Source organism: Pseudomonas gingeri (genome assembly GCF_013386115.1).
GTDB lineage: Bacteria > Pseudomonadota > Gammaproteobacteria > Pseudomonadales > Pseudomonadaceae > Aquipseudomonas > Aquipseudomonas gingeri.
On record NZ_JACAOR010000005.1, the window covers coordinates 670,353 to 694,815 of the forward strand.

27 protein-coding genes are annotated in these 24,463 nt (G+C 64.0%); 10 read left to right on the forward strand and 17 right to left on the reverse strand.

Annotated features, from left to right (window positions below):
* Positions 1-167: 167 nt before the first annotated feature.
* The gene (gene apbC, locus HX881_RS10975; protein WP_177084396.1) at positions 168-1,262 is read left to right on the forward strand and encodes an iron-sulfur cluster carrier protein ApbC; all 1,095 of its coding nucleotides are present in this window, start codon (positions 168-170) and stop codon (positions 1,260-1,262) included.
* Positions 1,263-1,433: 171 nt separating this feature from the next.
* Here the strand turns inward: apbC and HX881_RS10980 are convergent, their stop codons facing one another.
* On the reverse strand, positions 1,434-1,643 hold the full coding sequence (locus tag HX881_RS10980) for a cold-shock protein (protein ID WP_002554837.1): 210 nt from the start codon (positions 1,641-1,643) through the stop codon (positions 1,434-1,436).
* Between the two features lie 386 nt (positions 1,644-2,029).
* On the opposite strand from HX881_RS10980, the gene dcd reads away from it, so the two are divergent.
* From dcd to HX881_RS10995, 3 genes are all read left to right on the forward strand, one after another.
* The gene (gene dcd, locus HX881_RS10985) at positions 2,030-2,596 is read left to right on the forward strand and encodes a dCTP deaminase (protein ID WP_017126297.1); all 567 of its coding nucleotides are present in this window, start codon (positions 2,030-2,032) and stop codon (positions 2,594-2,596) included.
* 107 nt (positions 2,597-2,703) lie between these two features.
* Entirely contained in the window at positions 2,704-2,910 is a 207-nt protein-coding gene (locus HX881_RS10990; protein WP_017126296.1) for a hypothetical protein, read from the forward strand.
* Positions 2,911-3,037: 127 nt separating this feature from the next.
* A complete protein-coding gene (locus tag HX881_RS10995; RefSeq protein ID WP_177084398.1) occupies positions 3,038-3,874 on the forward strand; it encodes a transporter substrate-binding domain-containing protein in 837 nt (278 codons plus the stop codon).
* A 171-nt stretch (positions 3,875-4,045) separates the two neighbouring features.
* Here the strand turns inward: HX881_RS10995 and HX881_RS11000 are convergent, their stop codons facing one another.
* The 6 genes from HX881_RS11000 to HX881_RS11025 all read right to left on the reverse strand — a co-directional run bounded on the left by HX881_RS11000 (position 4,046) and on the right by HX881_RS11025 (position 10,999).
* On the reverse strand, positions 4,046-4,810 hold the full coding sequence (locus tag HX881_RS11000) for an ABC transporter ATP-binding protein (protein ID WP_017126294.1): 765 nt from the start codon (positions 4,808-4,810) through the stop codon (positions 4,046-4,048).
* A 7-nt stretch (positions 4,811-4,817) separates the two neighbouring features.
* Positions 4,818-5,936, reverse strand: a complete 1,119-nt coding sequence (locus HX881_RS11005) for a succinylglutamate desuccinylase/aspartoacylase family protein (protein WP_177084400.1) — start codon at positions 5,934-5,936, stop codon at positions 4,818-4,820.
* An 11-nt stretch (positions 5,937-5,947) separates the two neighbouring features.
* Positions 5,948-6,658, reverse strand: coding sequence for an ABC transporter permease (locus HX881_RS11010; protein WP_017126292.1), 711 nt, complete (start codon positions 6,656-6,658; stop codon positions 5,948-5,950).
* Positions 6,655-7,383 (reverse strand): ABC transporter permease, encoded by a 729-nt coding sequence (locus HX881_RS11015; RefSeq protein WP_017126291.1) that lies wholly within the window; start codon positions 7,381-7,383, stop codon positions 6,655-6,657. The genes HX881_RS11010 and HX881_RS11015 overlap by 4 nt, the downstream gene beginning before the upstream one ends.
* A gap of 56 nt (positions 7,384-7,439) precedes the next feature.
* Complete coding sequence (locus HX881_RS11020; RefSeq protein WP_042935322.1) at positions 7,440-8,219, reverse strand: transporter substrate-binding domain-containing protein; 780 nt, start codon at positions 8,217-8,219, stop codon at positions 7,440-7,442.
* Between the two features lie 326 nt (positions 8,220-8,545).
* Positions 8,546-10,999, reverse strand: a complete 2,454-nt coding sequence (locus HX881_RS11025) for a penicillin acylase family protein (RefSeq protein ID WP_017126289.1) — start codon at positions 10,997-10,999, stop codon at positions 8,546-8,548.
* Between the two features lie 192 nt (positions 11,000-11,191).
* Here HX881_RS11025 and HX881_RS11030 point away from each other — a divergent pair, with 192 nt between their 5' ends.
* Positions 11,192-11,743 carry a cysteine hydrolase family protein gene (locus tag HX881_RS11030; protein ID WP_177084402.1) on the forward strand — a complete coding sequence of 184 codons (552 nt, stop codon included), beginning with the start codon at positions 11,192-11,194 and terminating at the stop codon, positions 11,741-11,743.
* A gap of 4 nt (positions 11,744-11,747) precedes the next feature.
* Here HX881_RS11030 and HX881_RS11035 read toward each other — a convergent pair whose 3' ends face one another.
* The 5 genes from HX881_RS11035 to HX881_RS11055 all read right to left on the reverse strand — a co-directional run bounded on the left by HX881_RS11035 (position 11,748) and on the right by HX881_RS11055 (position 17,900).
* Complete coding sequence (locus HX881_RS11035; protein ID WP_017126287.1) at positions 11,748-12,530, reverse strand: ABC transporter ATP-binding protein; 783 nt, start codon at positions 12,528-12,530, stop codon at positions 11,748-11,750.
* Positions 12,527-13,597 (reverse strand): FecCD family ABC transporter permease, encoded by a 1,071-nt coding sequence (locus tag HX881_RS11040; protein WP_425503500.1) that lies wholly within the window; start codon positions 13,595-13,597, stop codon positions 12,527-12,529. Before HX881_RS11040 ends, HX881_RS11035 begins: the two co-directional genes overlap by 4 nt.
* Before the next feature lie 78 nt (positions 13,598-13,675).
* Entirely contained in the window at positions 13,676-14,794 is a 1,119-nt protein-coding gene (locus HX881_RS11045) for an ABC transporter substrate-binding protein (RefSeq protein WP_177084404.1), read from the reverse strand.
* A gap of 31 nt (positions 14,795-14,825) precedes the next feature.
* Positions 14,826-15,506, reverse strand: a complete 681-nt coding sequence (locus HX881_RS11050) for a Fe2+-dependent dioxygenase (protein ID WP_177084406.1) — start codon at positions 15,504-15,506, stop codon at positions 14,826-14,828.
* Positions 15,507-15,512: 6 nt separating this feature from the next.
* Positions 15,513-17,900 carry a TonB-dependent receptor gene (locus tag HX881_RS11055; RefSeq protein ID WP_177084408.1) on the reverse strand — a complete coding sequence of 796 codons (2,388 nt, stop codon included), beginning with the start codon at positions 17,898-17,900 and terminating at the stop codon, positions 15,513-15,515.
* A gap of 196 nt (positions 17,901-18,096) precedes the next feature.
* Here HX881_RS11055 and HX881_RS11060 point away from each other — a divergent pair, with 196 nt between their 5' ends.
* Together HX881_RS11060 and HX881_RS11065 are read left to right on the forward strand one after the other, a co-directional pair.
* On the forward strand, positions 18,097-18,807 hold the full coding sequence (locus HX881_RS11060) for a response regulator (RefSeq protein ID WP_017126282.1): 711 nt from the start codon (positions 18,097-18,099) through the stop codon (positions 18,805-18,807).
* The gene (locus HX881_RS11065) at positions 18,804-20,192 is read left to right on the forward strand and encodes an ATP-binding protein (RefSeq protein ID WP_177084410.1); all 1,389 of its coding nucleotides are present in this window, start codon (positions 18,804-18,806) and stop codon (positions 20,190-20,192) included. Before HX881_RS11060 ends, HX881_RS11065 begins: the two co-directional genes overlap by 4 nt.
* A 58-nt stretch (positions 20,193-20,250) precedes the next feature.
* Here the strand turns inward: HX881_RS11065 and HX881_RS11070 are convergent, their stop codons facing one another.
* Both HX881_RS11070 and HX881_RS11075 read right to left on the reverse strand, forming a co-directional pair.
* Positions 20,251-20,457: an SEC-C metal-binding domain-containing protein gene (locus tag HX881_RS11070; RefSeq protein ID WP_083875319.1), complete on the reverse strand. Its 207-nt coding sequence runs from the start codon at positions 20,455-20,457 to the stop codon at positions 20,251-20,253.
* A gap of 7 nt (positions 20,458-20,464) precedes the next feature.
* Positions 20,465-20,908 (reverse strand): LEA/WHy family protein, encoded by a 444-nt coding sequence (locus tag HX881_RS11075; protein WP_017126279.1) that lies wholly within the window; start codon positions 20,906-20,908, stop codon positions 20,465-20,467.
* 216 nt (positions 20,909-21,124) lie between these two features.
* Here HX881_RS11075 and HX881_RS11080 point away from each other — a divergent pair, with 216 nt between their 5' ends.
* Positions 21,125-21,628, forward strand: coding sequence for a hypothetical protein (locus HX881_RS11080; RefSeq protein ID WP_177084412.1), 504 nt, complete (start codon positions 21,125-21,127; stop codon positions 21,626-21,628).
* Here the strand turns inward: HX881_RS11080 and HX881_RS11085 are convergent.
* Both HX881_RS11085 and HX881_RS11090 read right to left on the reverse strand, forming a co-directional pair.
* Entirely contained in the window at positions 21,621-22,097 is a 477-nt protein-coding gene (locus HX881_RS11085) for a YchJ family protein (RefSeq protein WP_017126277.1), read from the reverse strand. The two genes, HX881_RS11080 and HX881_RS11085, sit on opposite strands and share 8 nt — an antisense overlap.
* Positions 22,098-22,101: 4 nt before the next feature.
* Positions 22,102-22,599: a DUF6231 family protein gene (locus HX881_RS11090; protein WP_017126276.1), complete on the reverse strand. Its 498-nt coding sequence runs from the start codon at positions 22,597-22,599 to the stop codon at positions 22,102-22,104.
* A 259-nt stretch (positions 22,600-22,858) separates the two neighbouring features.
* On the opposite strand from HX881_RS11090, the gene HX881_RS11095 reads away from it, so the two are divergent.
* Together HX881_RS11095 and HX881_RS11100 are read left to right on the forward strand one after the other, a co-directional pair.
* A complete protein-coding gene (locus tag HX881_RS11095) occupies positions 22,859-23,137 on the forward strand; it encodes a DUF1145 domain-containing protein (protein WP_017126275.1) in 279 nt (92 codons plus the stop codon).
* Positions 23,130-23,888, forward strand: coding sequence for a hypothetical protein (locus HX881_RS11100; protein WP_042935319.1), 759 nt, complete (start codon positions 23,130-23,132; stop codon positions 23,886-23,888). Before HX881_RS11095 ends, HX881_RS11100 begins: the two co-directional genes overlap by 8 nt.
* Before the next feature lie 102 nt (positions 23,889-23,990).
* On the opposite strand, the gene HX881_RS11105 is transcribed toward HX881_RS11100, so the two are convergent.
* Positions 23,991-24,455, reverse strand: a complete 465-nt coding sequence (locus HX881_RS11105) for a CopD family protein (RefSeq protein WP_017126273.1) — start codon at positions 24,453-24,455, stop codon at positions 23,991-23,993.
* Positions 24,456-24,463: the final 8 nt, after the last annotated feature.

Below are 24,463 nucleotides of genomic sequence, written 5' to 3' on the forward strand. Positions count from 1 at the left end.
AGTGAAACGGAGACCGAACACTATAAAGCGCCGGCGCACATAATTCACCCCTGGCGAGGACCCGGCGGCGGGCCCGACCGCCACAATTGCTGTCGGAACCTGCTTTCGGCTGTTCAGAACGGTTACGATAGCTGCCTGTTTTACTCAGTCTTTTTCGGGAGTTGCCCATGAGCGCAGTCAATCGCGCAGCGGTGGAGGCCGTCCTTCGCCAGTACACCGACCCTTATCTGAACCAGGATCCGCTCAGCGCCGGGTGCGTGAAGGCCATCGATATCCAGGCTGACCGTGTCAGCGTCCGGCTCGAGTTGGGGTATGCCGCCGGCCTGTTCAAGAGCGGTTGGGCGCAGATGCTGCAAATGGCGATCGAAGGCCTCGACGGCGTGGCCTCGGCCAAGGTCGAGATCGAGTGCGTGATCGCCGCGCACAAGGCCCAGGCGCAGATTCCCGGCCTGGCCAACGTGAAGAACGTGGTAGCGGTGGCGTCGGGCAAGGGCGGCGTGGGCAAGTCCACCACGGCAGCCAACCTCGCGCTGGCCCTGGCCCGTGAAGGCGCGCGGGTGGGGATTCTCGATGCGGACATCTATGGCCCGAGCCAGGGCGTGATGTTCGGCATTGCCGAAGGCACCCGGCCGAAGATCAAGGACCAGAAGTGGTTTGTGCCCATCGAATCCCACGGTGTGGAAGTGATGTCCATGGCGTTCCTGACCGACGACAACACACCGATGGTCTGGCGCGGGCCGATGGTTTCCGGCGCACTGCTGCAACTGGTGACCCAGACCGACTGGGGCAACCTGGATTACCTGGTGATCGACATGCCGCCGGGCACTGGCGACATCCAGCTGACCCTGGCGCAGAAAGTCCCGGTGGCCGGCTCGGTGATCGTCACCACGCCGCAGGACCTGGCCCTGCTCGATGCGCGCAAGGGCGTGGAGATGTTCCGCAAGGTGAATATCCCGGTGCTGGGCGTCGTGGAAAACATGGCGGTGCATATCTGTTCCAACTGCGGTCATGCCGAGCACCTGTTCGGCGAGGGCGGTGGCGAGAAGCTGGCGTCGCAGTATGGCGTCGAACTGCTGGCGTCGTTGCCGCTGTCGATGGTCATCCGTGAGCAGGCCGATGGCGGCAAGCCGACCGTGGCCGCCGATCCCGATGGCCAGATCGCCATGGTCTACCAGGAACTGGCACGGCACGTGGGGGCGCGGATTGTGTTGCAGGAAGCGGGCAGCCAGGCGATGCCGAACATCACCATCAGCGACGACTGATACCAGTCCACCTCGATCGAGGTGGAATGCGCGACTTGTGGAGCCGGCTTGCTGGCTCCACGGTTTTGTGTCGTATGGGCTGATGCCTTGCAGGCGCCGACAAAAACACCCGCCCACAAAAAAGCCCCGCGTCTCGTGAGAGAGCGGGGCTTTTTACTGGATCAGGACAAGTTAGATAACTTGAACTTCTTCAGCTTGCATGCCTTTCTGACCGCGGGTAGCGATGAAAGAAACCTGTTGGCCTTCTTTCAGGCTCTTGAAGCCGTCGGATTGGATTGCTTTGAAGTGTACGAACAGATCGTCACCGGATTGTGGAGTGATGAAGCCGAAGCCTTTTTCATCGTTGAACCACTTAACGGTACCGGTTTGGCGATTAGACATTTGATGTCTCCTTGGACAAAGTTAACTGCGACTCAGGAAAAGCCCTGGCCGAGACTGAGTGCAAAGAGCAGGAAAAATTCTTGGAGATGGTTGGATCGAAATTCAACATCGTGTAGAGATTCTCAGTGACACAAGCAGCACAGTGGCGCCACCTTAACCCTTTTTCCGGAACGTGCCAATGGTCTTTGCCAAGGTTTCGCCTATTTCATGACTGACGGCGGCCGGCGGGGCCCGCAAGCGCCTCCGTTCAGCGGCCTGACGCTGCTCGGCGGGCCGCTGCGGCAAGGCTATTTTGGCGCAAATCGGCGGCGGACTTTGAACCCCGCGCCGCGCCCCGGTAAGATGCCGGACAGAATTTCTCCACCTCGCTATTCAGGACACCCGCCATGAGCATCAAATCGGACAAGTGGATTCGCCGCATGGCGCAAGAGCACGGCATGATCGAACCCTTCGTCGAGCGCCAGATGCGTGGCGAAGGCGCTGACCGACTGATTTCCTTCGGGGTGTCGAGCTATGGCTACGACGTGCGTTGCGCCGATGAATTCAAGGTGTTCACCAATATCAACTCGGCGACCGTCGATCCGAAAAACTTCGATGAGAAGAGCTTCGTCGACATCAAGAGCGACGTCTGCATCATCCCGCCGAACTCCTTCGCCCTGGCCCGTACCGTCGAGTACTTCCGGATTCCGCGCAATGTGCTGACCATCTGCCTGGGCAAGAGCACCTATGCCCGCTGCGGCATCATCGTCAACGTCACCCCGCTGGAACCCGAGTGGGAAGGCCACGTGACACTCGAGTTCTCCAACACCACCACGCTGCCGGCGAAGATCTATGCCAACGAAGGTGTGGCGCAGATGTTGTTCCTGGAGTCCGACGAAGAGTGTGAAGTCTCCTACAAGGACCGCGGCGGCAAGTATCAGGGCCAGCGCGGCGTGACCCTGCCGCGCACCTGACGAAGGGCGCTGCACCCGAGGGAATTCCTGGACGGTGGCACACTCTATTGGGTGTACCGCCTCGGTTGGCGCAAGGCCGGCCGGGCCACAACGTTCAGGAGTTGCCCATGAAGATCGATCCAAGCATCAGCGCCCAGCTGGCGAAACTGGAACCCAATCAAGTGGGCCTGCTGGCCTGGTCGTTGCTGGCTCATCCCCACAGCCTGGCCGGAGGCATTCCGGGCCAGCCCGATCCCGACACCCCCAACGAGCAACCCACCGAGCCGGGCGAGCCGACCCTGCCCGACGAGCCACCACCCGTTCCGGTCGCCTGATGGGGTGAAGCCCCGACCCGCGGATGGCTCCAGGCTGTCCGAGGGTCGCTTGCCCGAGCCCTTGCAGGTAGTCTGCTCCAGTGCCTCCAGCGCACCCATGGATACCAGACTATAAAAAGGGCCGCCTATGACGTTTTCCATTCCCACGGGTTTTTCCCGAGTCCTGTTCGCCGCGCTGCTGCTGGCCGGTACCGCCGCCGAAGCCGCACAGCCGATCCCTCCCGTGCCCCAGCAACTGGCCTTCAGCCGACTTGACCAGATTCTCCAGCAGGGCGTGCTGCGGGTCGGCACCACGGGGGATTACAAACCCTTCAGCTACAAGACGAGCGAGCGCTTTATCGGCCTGGATATCGAACTGGCCGAAGGCCTGGCGAGCTCCCTGGGCGTGCGCCTGGAACTGGTGCCGACCACCTGGCCGACGCTGATGAGCGATTTGCAGGCCGACCGCTTCGACCTTGGCATCAGTGGCATCTCGGTGAATATGGAGCGTCAGAAGCAGGCGTTCTTCTCGCAGCCTTACCAGCGCGACGGCAAGACGCCGATCACCCTCTGTTCACGGCAGCAGGCGTTCCAGACCCTGGAGCAGATCGACCGGCCGCAAGTGCGGGCCATCGTCAACCCCGGCGGGACCAATGAGAAGTTCGCCCGGGCCAATCTCAAGCAGGCGCAGATCGTGATGCACGAGGACAATGTCACCATCTTCCAGCAGATCGTCGACGGCAAGGCCGACCTGATGATGACCGATGCGGTGGAGACGCTGGTGCAGCAGAAACTGCATCCGGAACTGTGCGCGGTGCATCCGGACCAGCCTTTCGACTTTTCCGAGAAGGCCATGCTGCTGCCCCGGGACATCGTGCTCAAGCAGTACGTCGACCAGTGGCTGCACCAGGACATGGAAAGCGGGCGCTTTGCCAAGCGGCTGCAGAAGTGGCTGGCCTACCCCTGGCAGGCCGCCCACAACTGACGGCACAGCCCCGCCAGTGCAGGGCTGTGCTTTGGTGGGAGCCGGCTTGCTGGCGATAGCGCTCGCACGGTCGCTGGCATTCTTGTGGAATGGCCGCCTGCGGCGGATCGCCAGCAAGCCGGCTCCTACAGTGCGGGGTCTTCCCACAGTGACCTTTTCAGGGGCGAGGGGTTACTTCAGGTTGCCGCTGAGGAACTGGCGCAGCCGCTCGCTTTGCGGATTGCCCAGCACATCGTCCGGCGCGCCCTGTTCTTCCACCAGGCCCTGGTGCAGGAACAGCACCTGGCTCGAGACCTTGCGCGCAAAGCTCATTTCGTGGGTGACCATGATCATGGTCCGGCCTTCTTCGGCCAGGCCCTGGATCACCTTCAGCACTTCGCCCACCAGCTCCGGATCGAGGGCCGAGGTCGGCTCGTCGAACAGCATCACTTCCGGTTCCATGGCCAATGCGCGGGCAATCGCCACGCGCTGCTGCTGGCCGCCGGAGAGAAACGCCGGGTACTGGTCGGCAACCCGGGCCGGCAGGCCGACCTTGTCCAGATAGCGGCGGGCGCGCTCCTCGGCGTCCTTCTTGCTGACGCCCAGCACCCGGCGCGGGGCCATGGTGATGTTTTCCAGCACGCTCATGTGGCTCCACAGGTTGAAGTGCTGGAACACCATCGCCAGGCGGGTGCGCAGGCGCTGCAGCTCGGCGTCGTCGGCCACGCGCATGCCGTGCTTGTCGTTGACCATGCGGATCACCTGGCCGTCGAGGCTCATGGCGCCGTCATTGGGCGTTTCCAGGAAGTTGATGCAGCGCAGGAAGGTACTCTTTCCCGAGCCGCTGGCGCCGATCAGGCTGATCACGTCACCGGTCTTGGCCTTCAGCGAAACGCCCTTGAGCACCTGGTGTTCGCCATAGCTCTTGTGCAGGCCTTCAATGGTCAGTTTGTACATGGGCACCTCAAGGAGAAAGTAGATAGCCGCTGCGATAGGCCTCGCGGCCGGCGACATGGGCGACGACCATACCGGCGGTCGCCATGCGGCGCAGCGAGCGGGCGTAGAGCAGGCCCGCGGTGCTGCAATGAATGGGGGTGACACGGTCGCTGATCGGGTCGATGACCTCGGCGATCAGTTGCCCGGCCTCCAGGTATTGCCCCGGCAGGGCGCTGAACACCAGCAGTCCGCCCACGGGGGTGGCGACCGGCTCCACGCCGGCCAGCGGCGTGGCCGGGTACGGCAGCTCCGGCAGGGGCGCGACATCGCCCTCGATGATGCCGAAGTGGGTCAGGTAGTCGATTATCGCCTGGCAGTCGAGGCCCGCCAGCGGGTGATTGACATCGCCCTGGCCGCGCAGCTCGACGGTCACCGAGAAGCTGCCCTGGGGGATGGCGAAGCGATCGCCGAAGCGTTGCTGCAAGTCCCACCAGAGCAGGGTGAAGCATTCGTCGAACGACTGGCCGCCCGAGTCGGTCGCCAGCAGGCTGGCTTCGGAACCGATGTAGCGTGCCAGCGGTTCCACCTGCGGCCAGGCTTCGGGCGTGGTGTACAGGTGGGCCACGGCTTCGAAGTCGCAATGCAGGTCGAGCACCATGTCGGCATCGCAGGCGATGCGCTGCAGGGCCAGGCGCTGGGATTGCAGCTGGGTGGCCGGCACTTCGGCCGCCAATGCGGCCTTGAGCAGTTGGCGAATCAGCCGCAGGTTGTGCTGCGGGTCATCGTTGAGCAGGGTTTCCAGCTGATTGCCGATCTCGTCGCTGAGGTCGATGAACCAGCGGTTGAAGTTCTGCCCGCTTTCCAGCTCGTAGCGCCCCAGGGGCACATCCATCAGCACCTGTTCCAGGCCGACAGGGTTGGCTACCGGCACCAGCACGATTTCGCCGCGCAGGCGGCCGTCCCGTTCCAGTTCGCCCAGGCGTTGCTTCAGATGCCAGGCCACCAGCATGCCGGGCAGTTCGTCGGCATGCAGGGACGACTGGACATAGACCTTGCGCCCGGCCTGTTCCGGACCGAAGTGAAAGCTATGGATCTGGCGGGCGGTACCCGGTACGGGGGCCAGCAGATCGTGAGTGACATGACGCATGCGCGGGAGTCCTAGTGAGCCGGGCCGAGGAAGGCCAGCCAGCGGCGCTCGGCCAGCCGGAACAGGCCGACCAGGGTGAAGGTGATCGCCAGGTAGATCACCGCGGCGATGCCGAACGACTGGAAGGTCATGTAGGTCGCCGAGTTGGCGTCCCGGGCGATCTTCAGGATATCCGGGATGGTCGCGGTAAAGGCCACGGTGGTGGAGTGCAGCATCAGGATCACTTCGTTGCTGTAGTACGGCAGCGAGCGACGCAGGGCTGATGGCATGATCACGTAGGCATAAAGCTTCCAGCCGCTGAGACCGTAGGCCTTGGCCGCTTCGACTTCACCATGGTTCATGCTGCGGATCGCCCCGGCGAAGATCTCCGTGGTGTAGGCGCAGGTGTTCAGGGCGAAGGCGAGGATGGTGCAGTTCATCGCGTCGCGGAAGAACGAATTGAGCAGCGGCTGGTTGCGCACCGCTTCCAGGCTGTAGATCCCGGTGTAGCAGATCAGCAGCTGGATATACAGCGGCGTGCCCCGGAACAGGTAGGTATAGAACTCCACCGGCCAGCGGATACGGCGCTTGGGCGAGACGCGGGCGATGGATAGCGGGATCGATACGAGGAAGCCGATGAAGATCGAGGCGCTGAGCAGCCACAGGGTCATCGCCAGGCCGGTGATGTGCTGGCCGTCGCTGTAGAGGAACGGACGCCAGTATTGTTCGAGGAGTTCGATCATCGTACGGCCTCCCGGGCACCGGCGGCATAACGCCGTTCAAGCCAGCGCAGGACATAGTTCGAGGCACTGGTGATAAGCAGATAGATCAAGGCGGCGAGTACCAGGAAATAGAACAGTTGATAGGTGCTCTTGCCGGCATCCTGGGCGGCCTTGACCAGGTCGGCGAGGCCGATGATCGAGACCAGCGCGGTGGCCTTGAGGATCACCATCCAGTTGTTGCCGATGCCCGGCAGGGCGAAGCGCATCATCTGCGGGAAGGTCACGAAGCGGAAACGCTGGGCGCGGGTCAGGCCATAGGCGGTGGCGGCTTCGAGCTGACCGCGCGGCACGGCGAGAATCGCCCCGCGAAAGGTTTCGGTGAAATACGCGCCGTAGATGAAGCCCAGGGTGATGACCCCGGCGGCGAACGGGTCGATTTCGATGTATTCCCACTCCATGGCGTCCGTCAGGGTGGAGAGCCAGGTTTGCAGGCTGTAGAAAATCAGCAGCATCAGCACCAGATCGGGCACCCCGCGAATCAGCGTGGTGTAGAGCTGGGCCGGAATCCGCAGCAGGGAGATGCTGGAGAGTTTGGCACTGGCGCCGAGCAGGCCGAGCAGGACGCTCACCAGCAGCGACAGTATCGATAATTTGATGGTCATCCAGGTGCCATCCAGCAGGATCGGGCCGAAGCCCCTCAGGCTGAAGGCGGAAAGCCCCAGGGTTTGCAGGAGGTTGTCGAACATGAACAGATGCCTTTGGCTGTCAAGAAAGCGCCCCCGTCGAGGGGGCGCCCAGGGGATTATTTCCCGCTATACAGGTTCAGATCGCCAAAGTGTTTTTTCTGGATTTCGGCGTACTTGCCGTCCTTGTGTAACGCTTCGATACCTTTATCCAGCAGTGCCTTGAGGTCTTTGTTACCTTTTTTGATACCGACGGCGGTTTTTGCCGGCAGCAGCGGATCGTCGATTGCCTTGCTGACTTCGTAGCCAGCACCGGCCGGCGACTTCAGGAAGCCCAGCTCGGCCTGGAGCATGTCCTGGACCGAGGCGTCGAGGCGACCGGAGACCAGGTCGGCATAGACCTGGTCCTGGTTGGCATAGGCCTTGGTGGTCACGCCAGCCTTGTCCAGCACGGCCTTGGCGTAGGCTTCCTGGATGGTGCCTTGCTCGTAACCCACGGATTTGCCCTTGAGGGACTCAGGCGTGGAGTAGCCTGCACCTTTTTTGAACACCAGGGACGTCGGGCCGGAGAACAGCTCGCTGGAGAAGTCGATGGCCTTCTGGCGGGCTTCGGTCACGGTCATCGACGAGATCACGCCGTCGAATTTGTTGGCGTTGAGGCCGGGGATCATGCCGTCGAAGTCACTTTCGACCCATTTGCACTTGACCTTCAGCTCGGCGCAGATGGCGTTGCCCAGGTCGATGTCGAAGCCAACCAGGCTGCCGTCGGCGGCCTTGGATTCGAACGGCGCGTAGGACGGGTCCACGCCAAAGCGCAGTTCCTTGTATTCCTTGGCCGTGGCGACGCCGGCGGCCATGCAGAGAGCCAGTGCAGAAAGGGTCAGCAATGCTTTTTTCATTATTCAATCCCTAAAAACCAAGATGAGCGCTTGTGGCGCACTAAGTACTGTTACTGGAACGCGTATGACTCGGTAAAAGTAGCAATTTCCGAACCAGAGTCCCGAACGAGCGTTTTAAAAGGCAGGAATATGGCTACGAGCCAGCTAATCATGCCCGAAATCGGGCAGTAAAAAACAAGTGCGCCATATTGGTGCGATAACGCTATGAAAGATCGTTCCCACGCTCTGGGTGGGAACGCCTCTCCGGACGCTCTGCGTCCGCTGTCGTGACGCGCAGCGTTACTGCTTGCATGCCTTTGCTGCGCGCGGGAACGATCATGCCGGGATTATTTGCCCGGCGTCAGCGTCAGGCGTGTAGTGCCGTAGGCCTTGTCGAGGTTCTGCGGCTGCATGGGGAAGCTGACATATTGCGCCTTCAACCAGCCATCGATGCCATTGGCATAGTACGGGCTGGCCGGGTTGCCGGACTGGCCGGGGCTTTGCTGGCCCATCATCGGCTCGATCTGACCGAAGTCGACGATCAGCCGCAGCGCTGGCGCCAGGGTGGTATCGAAATTCGAACCGCCCCACAGGTAGGCCGCAGTGTTCAGGGTGGTATGGTCGCCACCGGCCTGGATCGGACCACGGATTACCTGGCCGCTGGCGTTCTTCCACTCATAACGGTGCAGCTTGCCCCATTGCCAGGCCTTGTGGTCGGCCCCCAGCTGGCTGTCGCCGGCCGTGATCGCCGCCGCCAGGCTGCGCGCCAGGATGGCTGGCTTGTCTTCTTTCTGTGGGGTGCGGCTGTCATCCCAGAACGGGCTGTCTTCGCGCCCCAGCAGGTGATCGGCCTGGGCCGAGTAGGAGAGCCGGCCATTGGCGATAAATGCCTGCCATACCGGTCCGTTTTCCGGGCCGAGCTTGTCGAGGAAGATCTGTTTCAGGCTTTCCTGCAGGAACAGCTCATACAGCGCGGCATCGGCCGAAGTCGGACTGAGCTTGCCGTCGAACGCCATCAGGCGGCTGAAGGCTTCCCGAGCCTTGCCGCGCTCGACTTCGGGCAGCGCATCGATGGCCTGCTTGAGCGGCTGGGCCATGCCCGGGGCCTCGAACATCTTCTTCAGCTTGTTGGCGAAGGTGGTGCTCTGGTCGTACTGCATCGCGATGACGCTGCGGGTGTCCTGCTTGCCGGAGCCGGCCAGTTCCGCCAGGCGTTCGCCACGCTCCGGGTAATACCAGGAGTTGGACAGTTGCATGCCGTAGCCCTTGGCCGCCGTGCGCTGGTTCGCCGTGCCCAGCCAGCCCTGCTGCGGGTCCTGGTCGTAGGGGTGAAGCATCGCGTCGGCATAGCCGTCCCAGTCGAAGCGGCTGTCCCAGCCCGGCGACGGGAACAGCCCTTCGCCTTCGCGCCGGTTCGGGTAGCGACCGGTGACCTGCCAGCCGATATTGCTGGCGTCGGCGAAGATCATGTTCAGGGCGATGGCGCGGATCTCGCGGCTGGCGTCCGAGGCTTTCTCGGTGGTCTGTGCCCGGGACAGGTCGAAGAACGCATCGAGGCTCTTGTCGTCCTTGAGCGACGGGGTCTGCAATGCCAGGCCATAACCGTTGGCCAGCGGTGTATCGCCCAGGGCACTGTTGAGCAGGGGCCCGTGGCGGGTCTCGAAGACGGTTTCGCGGATCGAGCGCTGGCCTTTGATAAAGAAGGTTTCGTTGCGCACGATGGCCGGCAGCCATTTGCCGTCGGCTTCGTAGTAGAGCGCATTGCCCTGGCGCTTGAGTTTTTCCAGGAACAGGTCCTGGTTGTCGCCGAGTACCGCGGCCATGCTCCAGGCCACCTTGCCGTTGAAGCCGGAAAGGATCGCCGGCAGGCCGGCAATCGAGGCGCCGGCGGCCTGGTATTTCGGCGCGCGGATCTGCACGTAGTTCCAGGCCGCGGGGGCGCTGGTCGGTTGTTGCAGGTCGGCGGCCAGCAGGCTTTTGCCGCTGCGGCTGCGTTGCGGGCCGATGGCCCAGTTGGTCGAAGTGCCGGCACCGAAGCCGTTGAGTGCCGCCACTTGTCCGGCAGCCTTGCCGACGGCGCCCAGCCCGGCAATCTGGCTCAGGGCCACGCCCTTGAGCTTGTCCGCATCAGCCTGGGGCAGGGGTTCGTCCGGCGCGGTCGGGGTCAGCCAGGCGAGCTTGTCGATACCGACCTTCTGCGCGATCAGCAGCGACGAGATCTCTTCCGGCAGGTTGGCCGAGAGCTGGAAATTCAGCAGGCAGAAAATCAGCGCGGAATCTTCCGGCTTCCAGTATTCGGGCGTATAGCCGCTCTGGGCCAGATCCGCCGGCAGCTTGTCGCGGTAGCGGAACAGGTAGGCGTTGACGCCCCGCGCATAGACTTCGAAGAAACGCTTGAGCCGCGGCGACGCAGCGTTGTACAGCTCGCCGGCACTTTTCTTCAGGTTGACCGCGCGCATGAACCGGTCGGTATCCAGGGCATCGGCACCGTTCATCTCCGCGAGGCGACCCTGGGCCAGCAGGCGCAGGGTGACCATCTGGGTGATACGGTCGCTGGCGTGGACGTAGCCGAGGGTGAACAGCGCGTCATGGAAGGTGTTGCTTTCGATCAACGGTATGCCGACGGCATTGCGCCGCACCGACACGTTCTGCGCCAGTCCCTTGAGCGGTTGCACGCCGGAGGTCGGCGGCAGGCTGTCCTGGGTGTTCCAGGCCTGGCAGCCGCCCAGGCCGAGCAGGCCTGCCACGGCGGCGGCAACGCCACATTTGTGAAGAAAAGGGGGAAAGGCTGGCGAGGCCATGGCAAGGCTCCTGCGGGGGTAGCGTCAGTAAAGGCGCTACGTTAGTGAGCAGGAGGAAGCCGCGCAAGACGGGGGCTGCGCTTATTTTCGGGTTTTGCGCAATCCGGAGTGTTTTACGCCCGATGACTTGTCCGATGAACGCTCTTGGTGCTCAACTGCGAGTCTCCAGGACAGATAACGAGGGCACAGGGGATGGTGGCTATCGGGGACCGCGCGGCATTGATCGTCATCGATCAGCAGCAGGGCATTCTTCAGCCGCGACTCGGGCCACGGAACAATCCGCAGGCCGAAGATCGTATCGCCGGGTTGCTGCACCACTGGCGCGCCAACGCTCGCCCGGTGATCCATGTGCAGCATCTGTCGCGCTCGCCGGAGTCGGTGTTCTGGCCGGGACAGTCCGGGGTGGAGTTCCAGGAGCGGTTTCGGCCGTTGGCGGGGGAGTGGCTGGTGCAGAAGGAGGTGCCGGATGCCTTTTGCGCCACCGGCCTGCAGATCCGTCTGCAAGAGGCGGGCATCGACCAGTTGGTCATCGTCGGCGTCGCCACCCATAACTCCGTGGAGGCGACGGCGCGCACCGCCGGCAACTTGGGGTTTGCCACCTGGGTGGTCGAAGATGCCTGCTACACCTTCGACAAAGCCGACTTCTTCGGCCAACCGCGCAGCGCCCGGGAGGTGCACGCCATGTCCCTGGGCAACCTGCATGGCGAGTACGCGACGGTGGTGTCCAGCGGCGAGTTGCTGTGAACGGCTAGCCGACGGCTTCGTCCACCAGGACTTGCAGGGTGTCCCGCGAGCAACGTTCGATCCTTGCCCGCACGCCATATACCTCGGCGAACAGGCGGGTATCGAGAATATCCCCGGGAGCGCCACTGGCGAACAGTTGTCCCTGGCGCAGCACCGCGAGGTTGTCGGCATAACGCGCGGCGAGGTTGATATCGTGCAGCACCACCACGGCGATCAACCGGTGTTCGCGCACCAGCGACTGCACGCAGGCCATGACTTTCAACTGGTAGTTGAGATCCAGGGCGCTGGTGGGTTCGTCCAGCAGCATTACCTTCGGTCGCCGGGCGATCAACTGCGCCAGGCTGACCAGTTGGCGCTGGCCGCCGGACAAGGTGCTCAACCACTGGTCCGCCAGGTGGGTGATGCCGATGCGCTGCAGGGCCTTGAACGCTTCGTCCAGGCATTCGGCGCTGGACAGCGGGCCGACGCGCAGTGCGGCGATCACGCTTTCCAGCACGCTCAGGCTCAGGCCGGGCGGCAGGTTCTGCGGCATGTAGGTCACCCGACGCGCCCGTTCTGCGACCGACAGGCGGGTCAGGTCCTCACCTTGCAGGCGCACGGCGCCGCTCATCTTTTCCAGGCCGGCGATCCCGCGCAACAGGGTCGACTTGCCGGCGCCGTTGGGGCCGATCAGGGCCGTCAGGGTGCCGGGTTGCAGCATCGGCAGGCTCAGGTCGCGCACCACCTGGCGCCGCCCGTAGCCGATCAGCGCATGCTCGACCCGCAGGCCGTGTTCCTGCTCGCTCATAGCTGCCTCCCGCGCTTGAACACCAGCAGCACGAAGATCGGTACGCCGACCAGTGCCGTGACAATCCCCACCGGCACTATCACTCCGGGCATGATCAGTTTGCTGGCAATCGACGACAGCGACAGCAGCAAGGCGCCGACCAGGGCGCTGGCGGGCAGCAGGAAACGCTGGTCTTCGCCCACCAGGATCCGCGCGATATGCGGACCCACCAGGCCGATAAAGCCGATGGTGCCGACAAACGCTACCGCCGTCGCCGACAGCAGGCTGATGCGCAGCAGCGAGGCGAAACGCAGGCGCTTCACATCGACACCGAAACTCATCGCGCGATCCTCACCCATGCGCAGCAGGGTCATGCGTGGCGCGGCGGCAAAGGAGAAGGGCATGACCACGACTATCACCAGCGCAAGGATGCCCAGCTTGTCCCAGTTGGCCCGGGTCACGCTGCCCAGGGTCCAGAACACCAGTTGTTGCAGCACGTCCTCGGTGGCGACCAGTTGCAGCAGCGCCACCACCGCGTTGCAACTGAACACCAGGGCGATACCGAACAGCACCAGGCTTTCCACCCCGGCGCCGCGCAGTCGCGACATGGCTTGCAGGAGAAACACCGAGGCGGCGGCGAAGACAAAGGCCGACAGCGAAATCGCCGCGTTGTTCGACAGCCAGGCGCTGGAGATCGGAAACACGATCACCAGCGAGGCGCCGAGGGCCGCGGCGGAAGACACGCCCAGGGTGAACGGGCTGGCCAGCGGGTTGTTGAGGATCGCCTGCATTTCCGCGCCGGCCAGGGACAACGCGCAGCCCACCAGCACGGCCATCAGGGTGTAGGGCAGGCGCACGTTCCAGATGATCACCTGGTCGGTCAGACTCAGGTGGGCTGGATGCAGCAGGCCGTCGAGCAGGGCCGGCAGGCCCATGCCGGACGGGCCGCTGGCCAGGTCGACCAGGATCGCGCAGAGCAGGGCGCCGCCCAACAGCACCAACAGCCACAGACGGCGCAGCAACAGGCGGCGATAACCCTGGCTGGCGCTTGCCAGGTCCAGGGGAGAAGCACTCAGGGATGTACTCATCGTCATGCAGGCTTGTCGCACTCTCCCGTGGGAGCCGGCTTGCCGGCTCCTGCAAAGGGAAGGCTTGGCGCCCTTTCCTCACTGATGGGTTGGGGCGTCGATCCAGTACGCGCCCTTGAGCGGCGTATCGAGGAACTGCCGGTTCATGGCGTCCATGGTGTCCTGCGGATTCAACTGGGCGAACAGCTGTGGATGGATCCACTTGGCCAGGGCTTCGATGGCCAGCAGGTTGTAGGGCGAGTTGTAGAAGTCATGCCACAGGCCGTGGGCATTGCCCGCGCGGATCGCCCGCAGGTTCTTGAACTCGGGACGGGCGAGCACGCCGTCGAAGGCTTCGCGCGCCTCGGCCTGGCTGACCTCGGCACCGAGGATCAGCCCCGGCTTGTGGTTGCCGGTGGCGACATACAGGTCCGGATCGGCCTTGAGCGCATATTCGACACTGATATCCCCCAGCGCACCCGGCACCACGCCTTCGGCGATATTGACCCCGCCGACGGTTCGGATCACCTCACCCATGCCGCTCTTGCCGGTGGTGTGTCCCGGTGCCTGCCAGGCCCCGGCCAGCAGTTCGAGGAAGATTTTCGGCCGCTGGCTGTCCGGCAGGTTGCCGACCTTGTCGGTGATCGCCTTCAGGTGCCGGTCATAGAAATCCAGGTAGGCCTTGGCCTGTGGCTCGCGGCCGAGGGCCTGGCCCAGGGCGTCGAGGCTGTCGTGGGTGCCCTTGATCGGATTGATCCGGAAGTCGACGAACAGAACCGCGATGCCGGCCTTGGCCAGCACATCGGCCACCGGGCTGTGTTCGGTCGGGCCGTGGCCGGAGATGCTGAATACCGCCAGGTCCGGCTTCAGGCTGAGAATCTCTTCGGCGCTGACGCTCTGCTCCGAGGCCTGGCCGATCAGCGGGATGTCCTTGACCTTCGGGAACCTGGCCGCGTACGCCGCGTAGGTGTGCGGGTCGAGCAGGCGCAGGTCGTTCTGCCAGCCGACGATGCGCTGGAACGGCGCCTCGCGGTCGAGCAGGGCGAAGGCGGAAATCAGCCGGCCTTCACCCAGCACCACGCGCTGGACATGCTCCGGTACATCGACCTTGCGGCCGAGCACGTCGGTGACTTCATGGGCCGAGGCCGCCGCGACGGGGCCAAGCAGCAACACGGTGAACAGGGCACTCAGGCGCAGCAGCGCACGGGGTTTGATCATCACGATATCTCCGGGAAAGGCAGGCGGCGCATCAGACGTCACTCCAGCGCCGCAGCAGGTTTTGGTAGGCGCCGCTCAGTTGCAGCAGGGATTCTTCGTCGGCGTGTCGTGCGCTCAGGCGCTGGATCGCCACATCCATGTCCAGCAACAGGCTGCGCTGGCTGTCTTCGCGGACCAGGCTCTCGATCCAGAAGAACCCGGCGATCCGTTCGCCACGGCTGACCGGATTGATCCTGTGCAGGCTGCTGCCGGGGTAGAGCACCAGGTGTCCGGCGGGCAGCTTGACCGGGTGTTCGCCGAAGGTGTCGCGGATCACCAGCTCGCCGCCGTCGTAGCTGGCCGGGTCGGCGAGGAACAGGGTCGCGGAGAGGTCGGTGCGGACCCGCTCACGCACGCCCTTGAGGCCGCGGATGGCGTTGTCGACATGCAGGCCGAACGACTCGCCGTCGCTGTAGCGATTGAACAACGGCGGGTAGATCTTCTTCGGCAGGGCGGCGGACATGAACAGCGCGTTGTCCGAGAGCCGGCCGAGGATGCGTTCACCGAGGCGGATGCCCAGGGCCGAGTCTTCCGGCAACTGCCGGTTGTGCTTGACCCTTGCGGAGCCGAGCCCGGCGGTGGCCTTGCCGTCGATCCAGGGCTCGGCCAGCAGCGCCGCGACCATCTCGCGGGCCTCGGCGGGGCTGAACAGGGCGGGAATCTCGATCAGCATGCCGGCTCAGAACTCATAGTCGACACTGGCCGTGAGCGTGCGCCCCGCCCCCGGAATCCCGTACAGCTGGAAGCCGTCGAGGGAGGCGCCGATCTGGCTGTAGTAGAAGGTGTTGAAGACGTTGTTGAGGTTCAGGTTGACCCGGGTCTGCGGGTTGAACTGGTACTGCGCCGCCAGGTTGTGCAGCCAGTAGCCGGGGGCCTTCTCGTTGTCCTTGACGTAGATCGCGTTGACCCCCGATGGACCGTTGGCGTAGCTGCTGTTGTTGTTCAGGCCACCGACGTACTCGTTGTCGCTGTAGCGCCGGCGTCCGACATAGTTGGCGCCGTAGCTCAGGCTGAGGGCGTCGGTCACGGCATAGGTGGTCCACAGGTTGGCGGTCAGGTCCGGGACGTTCTTGGCCTCGGCGCCTTTGTTGGCGCCCTTGGTCTGCACGCTCTTGAGGGCGGAGAAGCCGCTGTAGGCGGTCCAGCGCGGGGTGATATTGCCCTGCAGGCCGAGTTCCACGCCGTCGACCCGCTTGGCCGGCAAGGCCCGTACCGGCGCGGTTTCGCCGTCCTGGTACTCCCAGGAGTTTTCCAGTTCGGTACGGAAGATCGCCGCCGTGACATTCAACTGGTCATGGGCGATATCCCACTTGGTGCCGACCTCGTAGGTCTTCGACTTGGCCGGCGTGTAGTTGCTGGTGGTCGAGGCGCCGTAGATCTGGTTGTTGGTCGAGGCACCGACCGCCGAAGGCTCCGCGGCCTCGCTGTAGGAGGCATAGATGCTGCCATTGGGCAGTGGCTTGTAGACCACACCGGCACGCCCGCTCAGGGCGCCGTCGTCGCTCTTGATATCGGCCTGGCCGCGCTGGGTGGTCTGGGCGCGCCAGTTGTCGTAACGCAGCGAGCCGAGGACCTGCCATTGCTCGGTCAGGGTCACGGTATCGCCGAAATAGACCCCGGCGTTGTCGATGATCGAGCGCGGATCGCCTTCGCCCTTGGTCACCCAGGTGCTGGCGAAGTCGTGCTGCGGGTCGGTCATGTTGAACAGCATGTCGCCGGTGGGGACTTCGGCGTTGCGCTTCAGGCCGCCGTAGGTCTCATGGTAGAGCTCGATGCCGCTGACCGCGGCATGGGAGAAGCTGCCGGTGTTGAAGCCGAAACTGAAGTCGGTCTGGTTGTCGAGGATGGTGTAGCGCTTCGATTGGCCGAAGTCGTCACCCCGCAGGATGCCGTAGGCGGTGTTGCCGTTGCTGGTATAGCCGGGATAGGCATTGACGGTCGAGCCCGGGACCTGGCTGATCGGAGCGACCCCGGTGTAGCCCAGGGTCGCACAACGGGGGCCGGTGCAGGTTTTCTGGCCGGAGGCGTTGGCGGCGAAGAACCGTGCCGGCGACAGTACGCCAAAGTTGTCGGTGCGCTCCCAGCGGATCTGGTTCTTGAGCCTGGCATCGTTGTCGAAGTCGTGCTCGAGGCGGGCGGTCAGCGAGGTGGTTTCGGTCTGCTGGGTGTACAGGCTCGAATCGCCGTACCAGTTGGAGCGCTTGACGCCCGGCATGGTATCGCCGTTGGTCCCGCGCTGGATCGGCAGGCCGGTGTCCGGGGTGTTGTTGTCCTTCTGGTAGAACAGATCGACGAATACCCGGGTCTGGGTGCCCAGACCCAGGCCCAGGGAGGTGGCGATACCCCAGCGGTCGTAGTCGACATCGTCGCGGTCGGCCACGGCGTTGTAGTGGCGCATCAGGTTGATGCGCAAGGCGCTGGTATCGTTCAGCTCATGGTTGATATCGGCGGTCAGGCGTCGGTAGTTGTCGCTGCCGACCCCGGCCGAAACCTTGTTCGCATCACCCAGGTGGGCCTCCTTGCTGACCAGGTTGACGCTGCCGCCCACCGCCGAGACCCCGGACTCGATGGCCCCGGTGCCCTTGAACACCTCGGCCTGCTGCAGGTTGAAGGTGTCGGTGCGGGTCGACATGCCGGCATCGCGCACGCCGTCCACGGTCAGGCTCTGCTCCGACGAAAAACCGCGGATCGAGAACAGGTCGCCCCAGCCGAGGTTGCCCTCGCCGGACATGAAGGTGATCCCCGGCACGTTACGCAACACTTCCTGCAGGGTCTGGGCGTTCTGTTCCTTGAGCACCTGCTGCGGCACGATGGTGACGCTTTGCGGGGTATCGAGCAGCGGCTGGCTGAGCTTGGCCGAACTCGCCCGGTCGACCTTGAAGGGCGAGCTGTAGTCACCTTCGACCTTCAGGTCGGGCAGGGTCAGCGTACCCTGGGCCTCGGTCTCCTGGGCCAGTGCCTGGGGGCTCAGCGCGCCCATGGCCATCAGGCCGAAAACGGGGGCCAGCGTACGCGGCAAGGCCAGGGGTTGCAGGCGTGAAGGGGAGGACTGGGACAACGATGGCATGCGCGACAACCTATGCTAAATTGAAATCAATCTTATTTAGATTCGGTAGTCTAAAGAGCCGGGTTCGCCGGGCGGCGCGTGCTTTGTATTGGAATCGCATACAAGCGCACCTCAACACATTCCATTACATTTCACTCCGACACGCCGCGAGCTTTCGGCTATCTCCTAGTTTTTTTTCGGATGCTGACTTTCTTCCATGACCAAGCCAGATCACCTGTTGATCGTCGATGACGATCCGGAAATCCGTCAGTTGCTGTCCGAGTACCTGAGCAACGCCGGCTACCAGACCTCCACCGCCTGTGACGGCAAGGAAATGCGTCGCCGCCTCGAACTGAATGTCATCGACCTGATCGTCCTCGACCTGATGCTGCCGGGCGAGGACGGGCTGAGCCTGTGTCGTGAGCTGCGGGTGACCTCCAATACCCCGGTGATCATGCTGACCGCCCGCGGCACCCTGGTGGACCGCATCCTCGGCCTGGAGTTGGGCGCCGACGATTACCTGCCCAAGCCGTTCGATCCCCGTGAGCTGCTGGTACGTATCAAGGTGGTGTTGCGCCGCGCCCAGAGTTTCCCCGAGCGGGCGCGGATCGACGATGTCCCGACCATCCGCTTCGCCGGTTGGCAGCTCGATACCCGGGCCCGCCAGGTATTGTCCCCGCAAGGTCTGGTGATCAGCCTGGGCAACTCGGATTTCCGCGTCCTGCGCCTGTTGCTGCAGCACCCCAACCGTCCGCTCAGCCGCGACTTCCTGCTCAACCATGTGTTTGACAAGGACAGCACGCCGTTCGACCGCTCCATCGATGTCTGCATCAGCCGCCTGCGCCAGCAACTGGAGCCGGGCCTGATCAAGACGGTGCGCAATGAAGGCTATATGTTGACCGCCACCGATGTGGACCCGCAGTCGTGAGGTTATGGCCACGCTCGCTCTTTGGCCGGCTGGTGCTGATCCTGGTGACCGGCATGCTGGCGGCCCAGGTCGTGACCAGCAGCATCTGGTACGACGTGCGCCACAGCCAGGTGCTGGAGATTCCCACCCGGCTGATCGCCACGCGCCTGGCGAATATCGTCCGGCTGTCCCATCTCGATCCGCAGCGCGTCGACACCCTGATCGGCCTGATCGACTCGCCGAACTTTCATCTGACCTTGAGTGATCAGGCCAGCGACCTGCCCGACGAACTGGAGGAAGCCGACCAGGGCACCGAGCGTCTGTTGAACAAGGTCCTCTCGGAAAAAACCGGTTATACCCAGACCGCGCGCCTGTTGCAGTTATCCGTGCTGGACCAGCAGGGCCAGGTCGCGGGGTTGCCGACCCTGTTCGGCAGCAACCCGGCGGTCGGTCATTTCCTGATCGACCTGCGCCTGCCCGACGGGCGCTGGCTGATGGTCGATGCCAGCGAGGAGCAGGGCTGGACCAGTACCTCGCCAGTGAATGTGCTGTTCGATTACCTGATGCGTATCTACCTGCTGCGAGTCGTGGTGCTGGTGATCATCGCGCTGCTGGCGGTACGCCTGGCGATTCGCCCCCTGAATGCCCTGGCCAGGGCGGCCGAGGCGCTGGGGCGGGATATCCAGCGCCCGCCACTGCCGCTGGACGGGCCGACCGAGGTGCGTCGGGCGGCCCAGGCCTTCAATGTCATGCAGCAACGGCTGATCGCCAATATCGCCGAGCGCACGCGCTTCCTGGCGGCGATCTCCCACGACCTGCGTTCGCCCATCACCCGCCTGCGCCTGCGCACCGAGCTGCTGGAGGACAATCAGGTCAAGGAGCGTTTTCGCACGGACCTGGAAGACATGGAGCATATGGTCTCCAGCACCCTGGATTTTGTCAGCAGCGGGGAAGTCAACGAGGAGCGGCAGAACATCGATATCAATGCACTGCTGCGCAGTTTGCAGGCGGACCTGCAGGATATCGGCGAGCCGGTCAGCGTCGAGGGCTGGGCGCAGCGGCCGTTGCCTGGCTATGCCCGCAGCCTCAAGCGCTGCGTGCAGAACCTGCTGGAGAATGCGGTGCGTTATGGTCGCGAAGTGGTGGTGCGGGTGGAAGACCAGCCGCAGTTGCTGCGTATCGTCATCAGCGACCGTGGCCCGGGGGTTCCCGAGGCGCTGCTGGAGCAAGTGGTGGAGCCGTTCTACCGGGTCGAGGGCTCGCGCAATGCCGGGACCGGCGGTTATGGCCTGGGACTGAGCATCGCCCATACCATCGCGGCGGCCCATGGCGGCCGGATGACCCTGCGCAATCGCGAGGGCGGCGGGCTCGAGGTGGTGCTGGCGTTCGAACGACGCGAGGACTAGCGGGGCGCTACAGGCAAATGCCGGGGCCTTGGCCTGTAGCGGGCAGCGTCAGGCGGCTTCAGGCGCCGTGGCACTTCTTGAATTTCTTGCCGTTGCCGCAAGGGCAAGGGTCGTTGCGGCCCACGTCCTTCAATGCGTTGCGCACCGGCTCCTGGTGAGCGTGCCCGCAGTTCGGCCCGTGAACGTGGCCATGGTCGTGATCGTGGTGCGCGTGATCATGATCGTGATCGCAATCAGGGCCATGGACGTGAGGTTGCTGAGTCATGCTGGAACTACTCCGAAATTAAATCGCCGGGAATTATCTCGCCTTTGCGCTCCAGGTGCACGTCATAGCCGATGAATAATCCGGTTTTCAGCTCGCCCTCCAGGCGATAGGGGATCGGCTGGTCGGGTTTTTCCAGGCGCTTGGCCAGGGGCTTCATGTGCTGCCAGAGATTGGTTCGTATCGGCACGACGAAAAACGCCCGGCTGTTGGGCTCCACCGTCAGCCACTCGTCGGACTCACCTTCGGCGAGCAACCACTGATCCAGATAGATCCGATAGCGCAGTCCGCGCACGGTCAGGGTGTTGTCGTTGGGGTTGTCGACGCGAAAATGCAGCTTGAATTTCTGCTGCAGCAGCTTGGCCTTGACCAGTTCCACCCGCACCAGGTGCACTTCGGGGTCACGGGGGCCGGCATCGAGCCAGGACGCGCAACCGGACAGCGCCAGCAGCATTGCCAGGCCAAGCAGCACCGGGCCAAGCCTCGCTGGGTCAAGCTTCACTTGGCCAAGGGTACAGTGTGTCCGTGAGTACATACATTCCTCCCGCCGAAAACTCAGTCTAGCAAGCCGGCGGGCCAAGCGTTGCCAGGTTGTGATGGCAAAACCACCTGGGCGATACTACCGGTCATTCGCGCAACGGAACCGAGCCCGGCGCACAGGAGTGTGGTCATGAGTCTTTACGAGATTGTCTTCAGCGGCGAACTGGTCCCCGGTGCCCCGGTCGAGCAGGTCAGGAGCAACCTGGCGCGGCTGTTCCAGGCCGATGCCCAGCGCATCGAACTGCTGTTCTCCGGGCGCCGCCTGGTCCTGAAGAACAATCTCGATGCCGCTGCCGCCGAGAAGTACCGGGCGACCATCGAGCGCGCCGGTGCGGTGGTCTCGGTGCTCGAGATGCCGATGGAAGAGATCGAGATGACCGCCGCTCCCGAGCCGGTCGGGCGGGCCCGGGTAGTGCCGCGGGATGCCTACATGGCCGCCTTCAGCGAGGTCGATGCGCCGGATTATGCGATCGCCGAGGTCGGCAGCGATGTGCAGGACCCCAAGCCGGCGCCCGTTGCACCGGTCCTCGACCTGTCGGCGTTCAGCGTGGCGCCGGTGGGCAGCGACATGGGCCAGCTACCCGCGCCGCCTGCGGCAGCGGTGCCCGATACGTCGCACCTGAAGCTCAGCTGAGCAGGTAGCTCGAACAGCACTTCTTGTATTTCTGCCCGCTGCCACAGGGGCAGGCGTCATTGCGTCCGGCCTTGAGCGGGACGGTCGGGTCGATGAAATACCAGCGGCCCGTGTTCTGCACGAAGGATGAGCGCTCGCGATGGCTGTGTTCGCCGCCGTTGTCATGCCAGCGCGCGGTAAAGGTCACGAAGGCGTGCTCGGGTTGGCCGCCGAAGACCTCCGAGCTTTCCACCTGCAGGCCCAGCCAGGTGCTTTGCGCGCTCCAGTCGGCAATGGACTGGCGATCCAGGCCGTTCTGCTGGCTGGGCAGGGTGGTCGCCACCAGGTAATCGACCAGGCCCAGCACGTAGGCGCTGTAGCGCGAGCGCATCAGCGCCTCGGCGCAGGGCGCGGGATGGCCCGCATGGTAGTGGCCGCAGCAGGCGTCCAGCAGGTTGCCGCTGCCACAGGGGCAAATGGATGTACTCATCGGATTACCACCAGTACTTGCCGAAGTTTTCCGGGTTGGCCCAGAACTTGGCGTTGAGCCAGTCCGGCACCTGTTTGTATTCCCGCAGATCGTAGGTGAACAGCGTCAGTACCTGCTGGTCGCGCTGGAAACGCTCGCTGCTTTGCAGGGCCAGGGCAAAGAAGTCGCTGTCCTGCCAGCCACTGGCCGGCATGTCCACCAGCACCGCGATGCGACTGGCGTTGAGGTTGCGAATGCCGCCCAGCAGTTCCCGGCCGGCGCGCTTGGGCAGGTGTTCGAGGCAATCGACCACCAGCGCGAGGTCGAAGCGCCGTGCCGCCAGGTCGGCCGGCAGGGCGCCGGGTTCGGCGAGGGCGACCTGGGTCTGCGGGTGCGCCGCCTGGAACGCCTCGAGCGCCGGAAAGCTGCCTGCGCCGACCAGCAGCAGGTTCTGCGGTGCATAGCGGTCCAGGAGGGCCGCCAGGGCTTGCTGCGGCGTGCGCGAAGAAATGCTCTCGGTCATCGAAAATCCTCAATCAGAACTGCAAAGACTAGCCTGCTCGAACGGCCCGGCCTAGAGCGCGGTTCCGGAAATCTCCAGGCGGGTCGCGCAGGCGCGCTGCAGGGGCGCGGTCGATGGCTCGACAACCGCTCTGGAGCGATGAATTTCGTCGAACTGGCGGGCAAGGCGACCGCTGGAGAATAATTTTCCGGGCCCACTGGCAAATTGCCCGTGCAAGCCGTTACTGTGCGCCCAAAGAATAATGTACCAAGGGGGGCGTATGAAGGTGCTTTGGGGGTTGGGGAAGGTCCTGACGCTGCTGTTCTGGCTGGTGGTGCTGGTCAACCTGGTGAATCCGCTGGTCAGCCCGTTTCGTTTATTGGTGAATCTGGCCGGGAGCCTGCTGTTGCTGACCCATCTGCTCGAGATACTGCTGTTCAACGGCAGCCTGCAAGATCGGCCACAGCCCTGGCGTGACCGGGCGCAGATCCTGCTGTTCGGTATGTTCCACCTGCAGATCCTGCCGTTGCCGGCTCGCGAGGAAGTCAGCCATGCGTAGTTTGTGTCTATTGGCGGCGCTGTGCAGCCCGCTGGCGTATGCCCAGGTCGTGACCGTTGAAGCCAACTCCCTGGTACGCCTGCCGGGCAATACCAGTGTGTTGCAGCTGGAGCGCCTGGACGTGGCCGACCATGGTACGCTGCTGGTGCCGGCAAGTATCACCCGGTTGAGCGTGGGCGAACTGCACCTGGGGCGCGAGGCGCGCATCGCCATCGTGCCCAGCGAACAGAGTTTCGAACTCAGGGCCGGGCGCGCCGATCTCGGCAGCGGCAGCCAGATTACCGCGCGGGGAGCCCCGGGCAGCTACCAGAAGGCGCCGCTGCCAGGTCGCAACCTGAACCTGCGGATCGATGCCCTGAGCGGACCGTTGTTGTCGGTGGATGCCCGTGGAGGTACCGGCATTCCGGGTTATGTCGGGCTCGATGGCGCCAATGGCGAGGAGCCGGGTTGCACCTGGGGCCAGGCCGGTCGCGGTGCCGATGGTGACAATGGCGGCGATGGCCGTCCGGGTGCGCCTGGGGCGCAGGTTCGGGTCGAACTGCCACGGGACTACCCGGCCGAGCAGATCAAGGTCCAGGTCGAGGGCGGTGCCGGCGGCGCGGCAGGTGCGGCGGGACGTCCGGGTGCAGGCGGCAAGTCCAAGGGCTGCTTTATCTACAAGACCGACGGTGGCAAGTCCGGGCGTCCTGGCCTGGCGGGTCAGCCGGGGCCCCAGGGCGAGCCGGGTAGTGTGACCATCCAGCGTCTTTGAGCCGCTTCGACGACCATTCACGGGCAAGCCCGTTCCTACAGTGATGAGTCGATCGTTCCCAGGCAGAGCGTGGGAACGATCAGCATCAGGCGTTGGCTTTTCTCAGAAGGTCGGGCGCGCCGCGACGATCGCCACCAGCGCCAGGCCGATCAGCAGATTGATTCCCACCAGGCGGCGAATCCGCCCCAGCGCGGCGGCGCCTTCGGCCCACTGTTCGGCTTCCACCGCCTTGCGCAGTTCCGGCAGTTGCAATGACTGGATACGAAGAAACAGCGCCAGCATCACGATATACAGCCCCATCATCACCTGCACATACCGCGGCGCGGTCTCGAACCCGCTGAAACGCAGCTGGATCAGGCCCACGCCGCTGATCGGCAGGATCACCACCGCCACCCAGACCCAGACGAAGAAGCGCTGAAACACCTGGACCCACAATTTCAGGCGGGCGGGGCCTTCAAGCGCGGCCATTGCCGCCGGACGCAGGATCATCCAGGCGAAGAACATGCCGCCGACCCAGATCAGGGCGGCCAGCAGATGCAGGGTATAGACGAGTGCAAAAGCGGTCATTCGGGTAC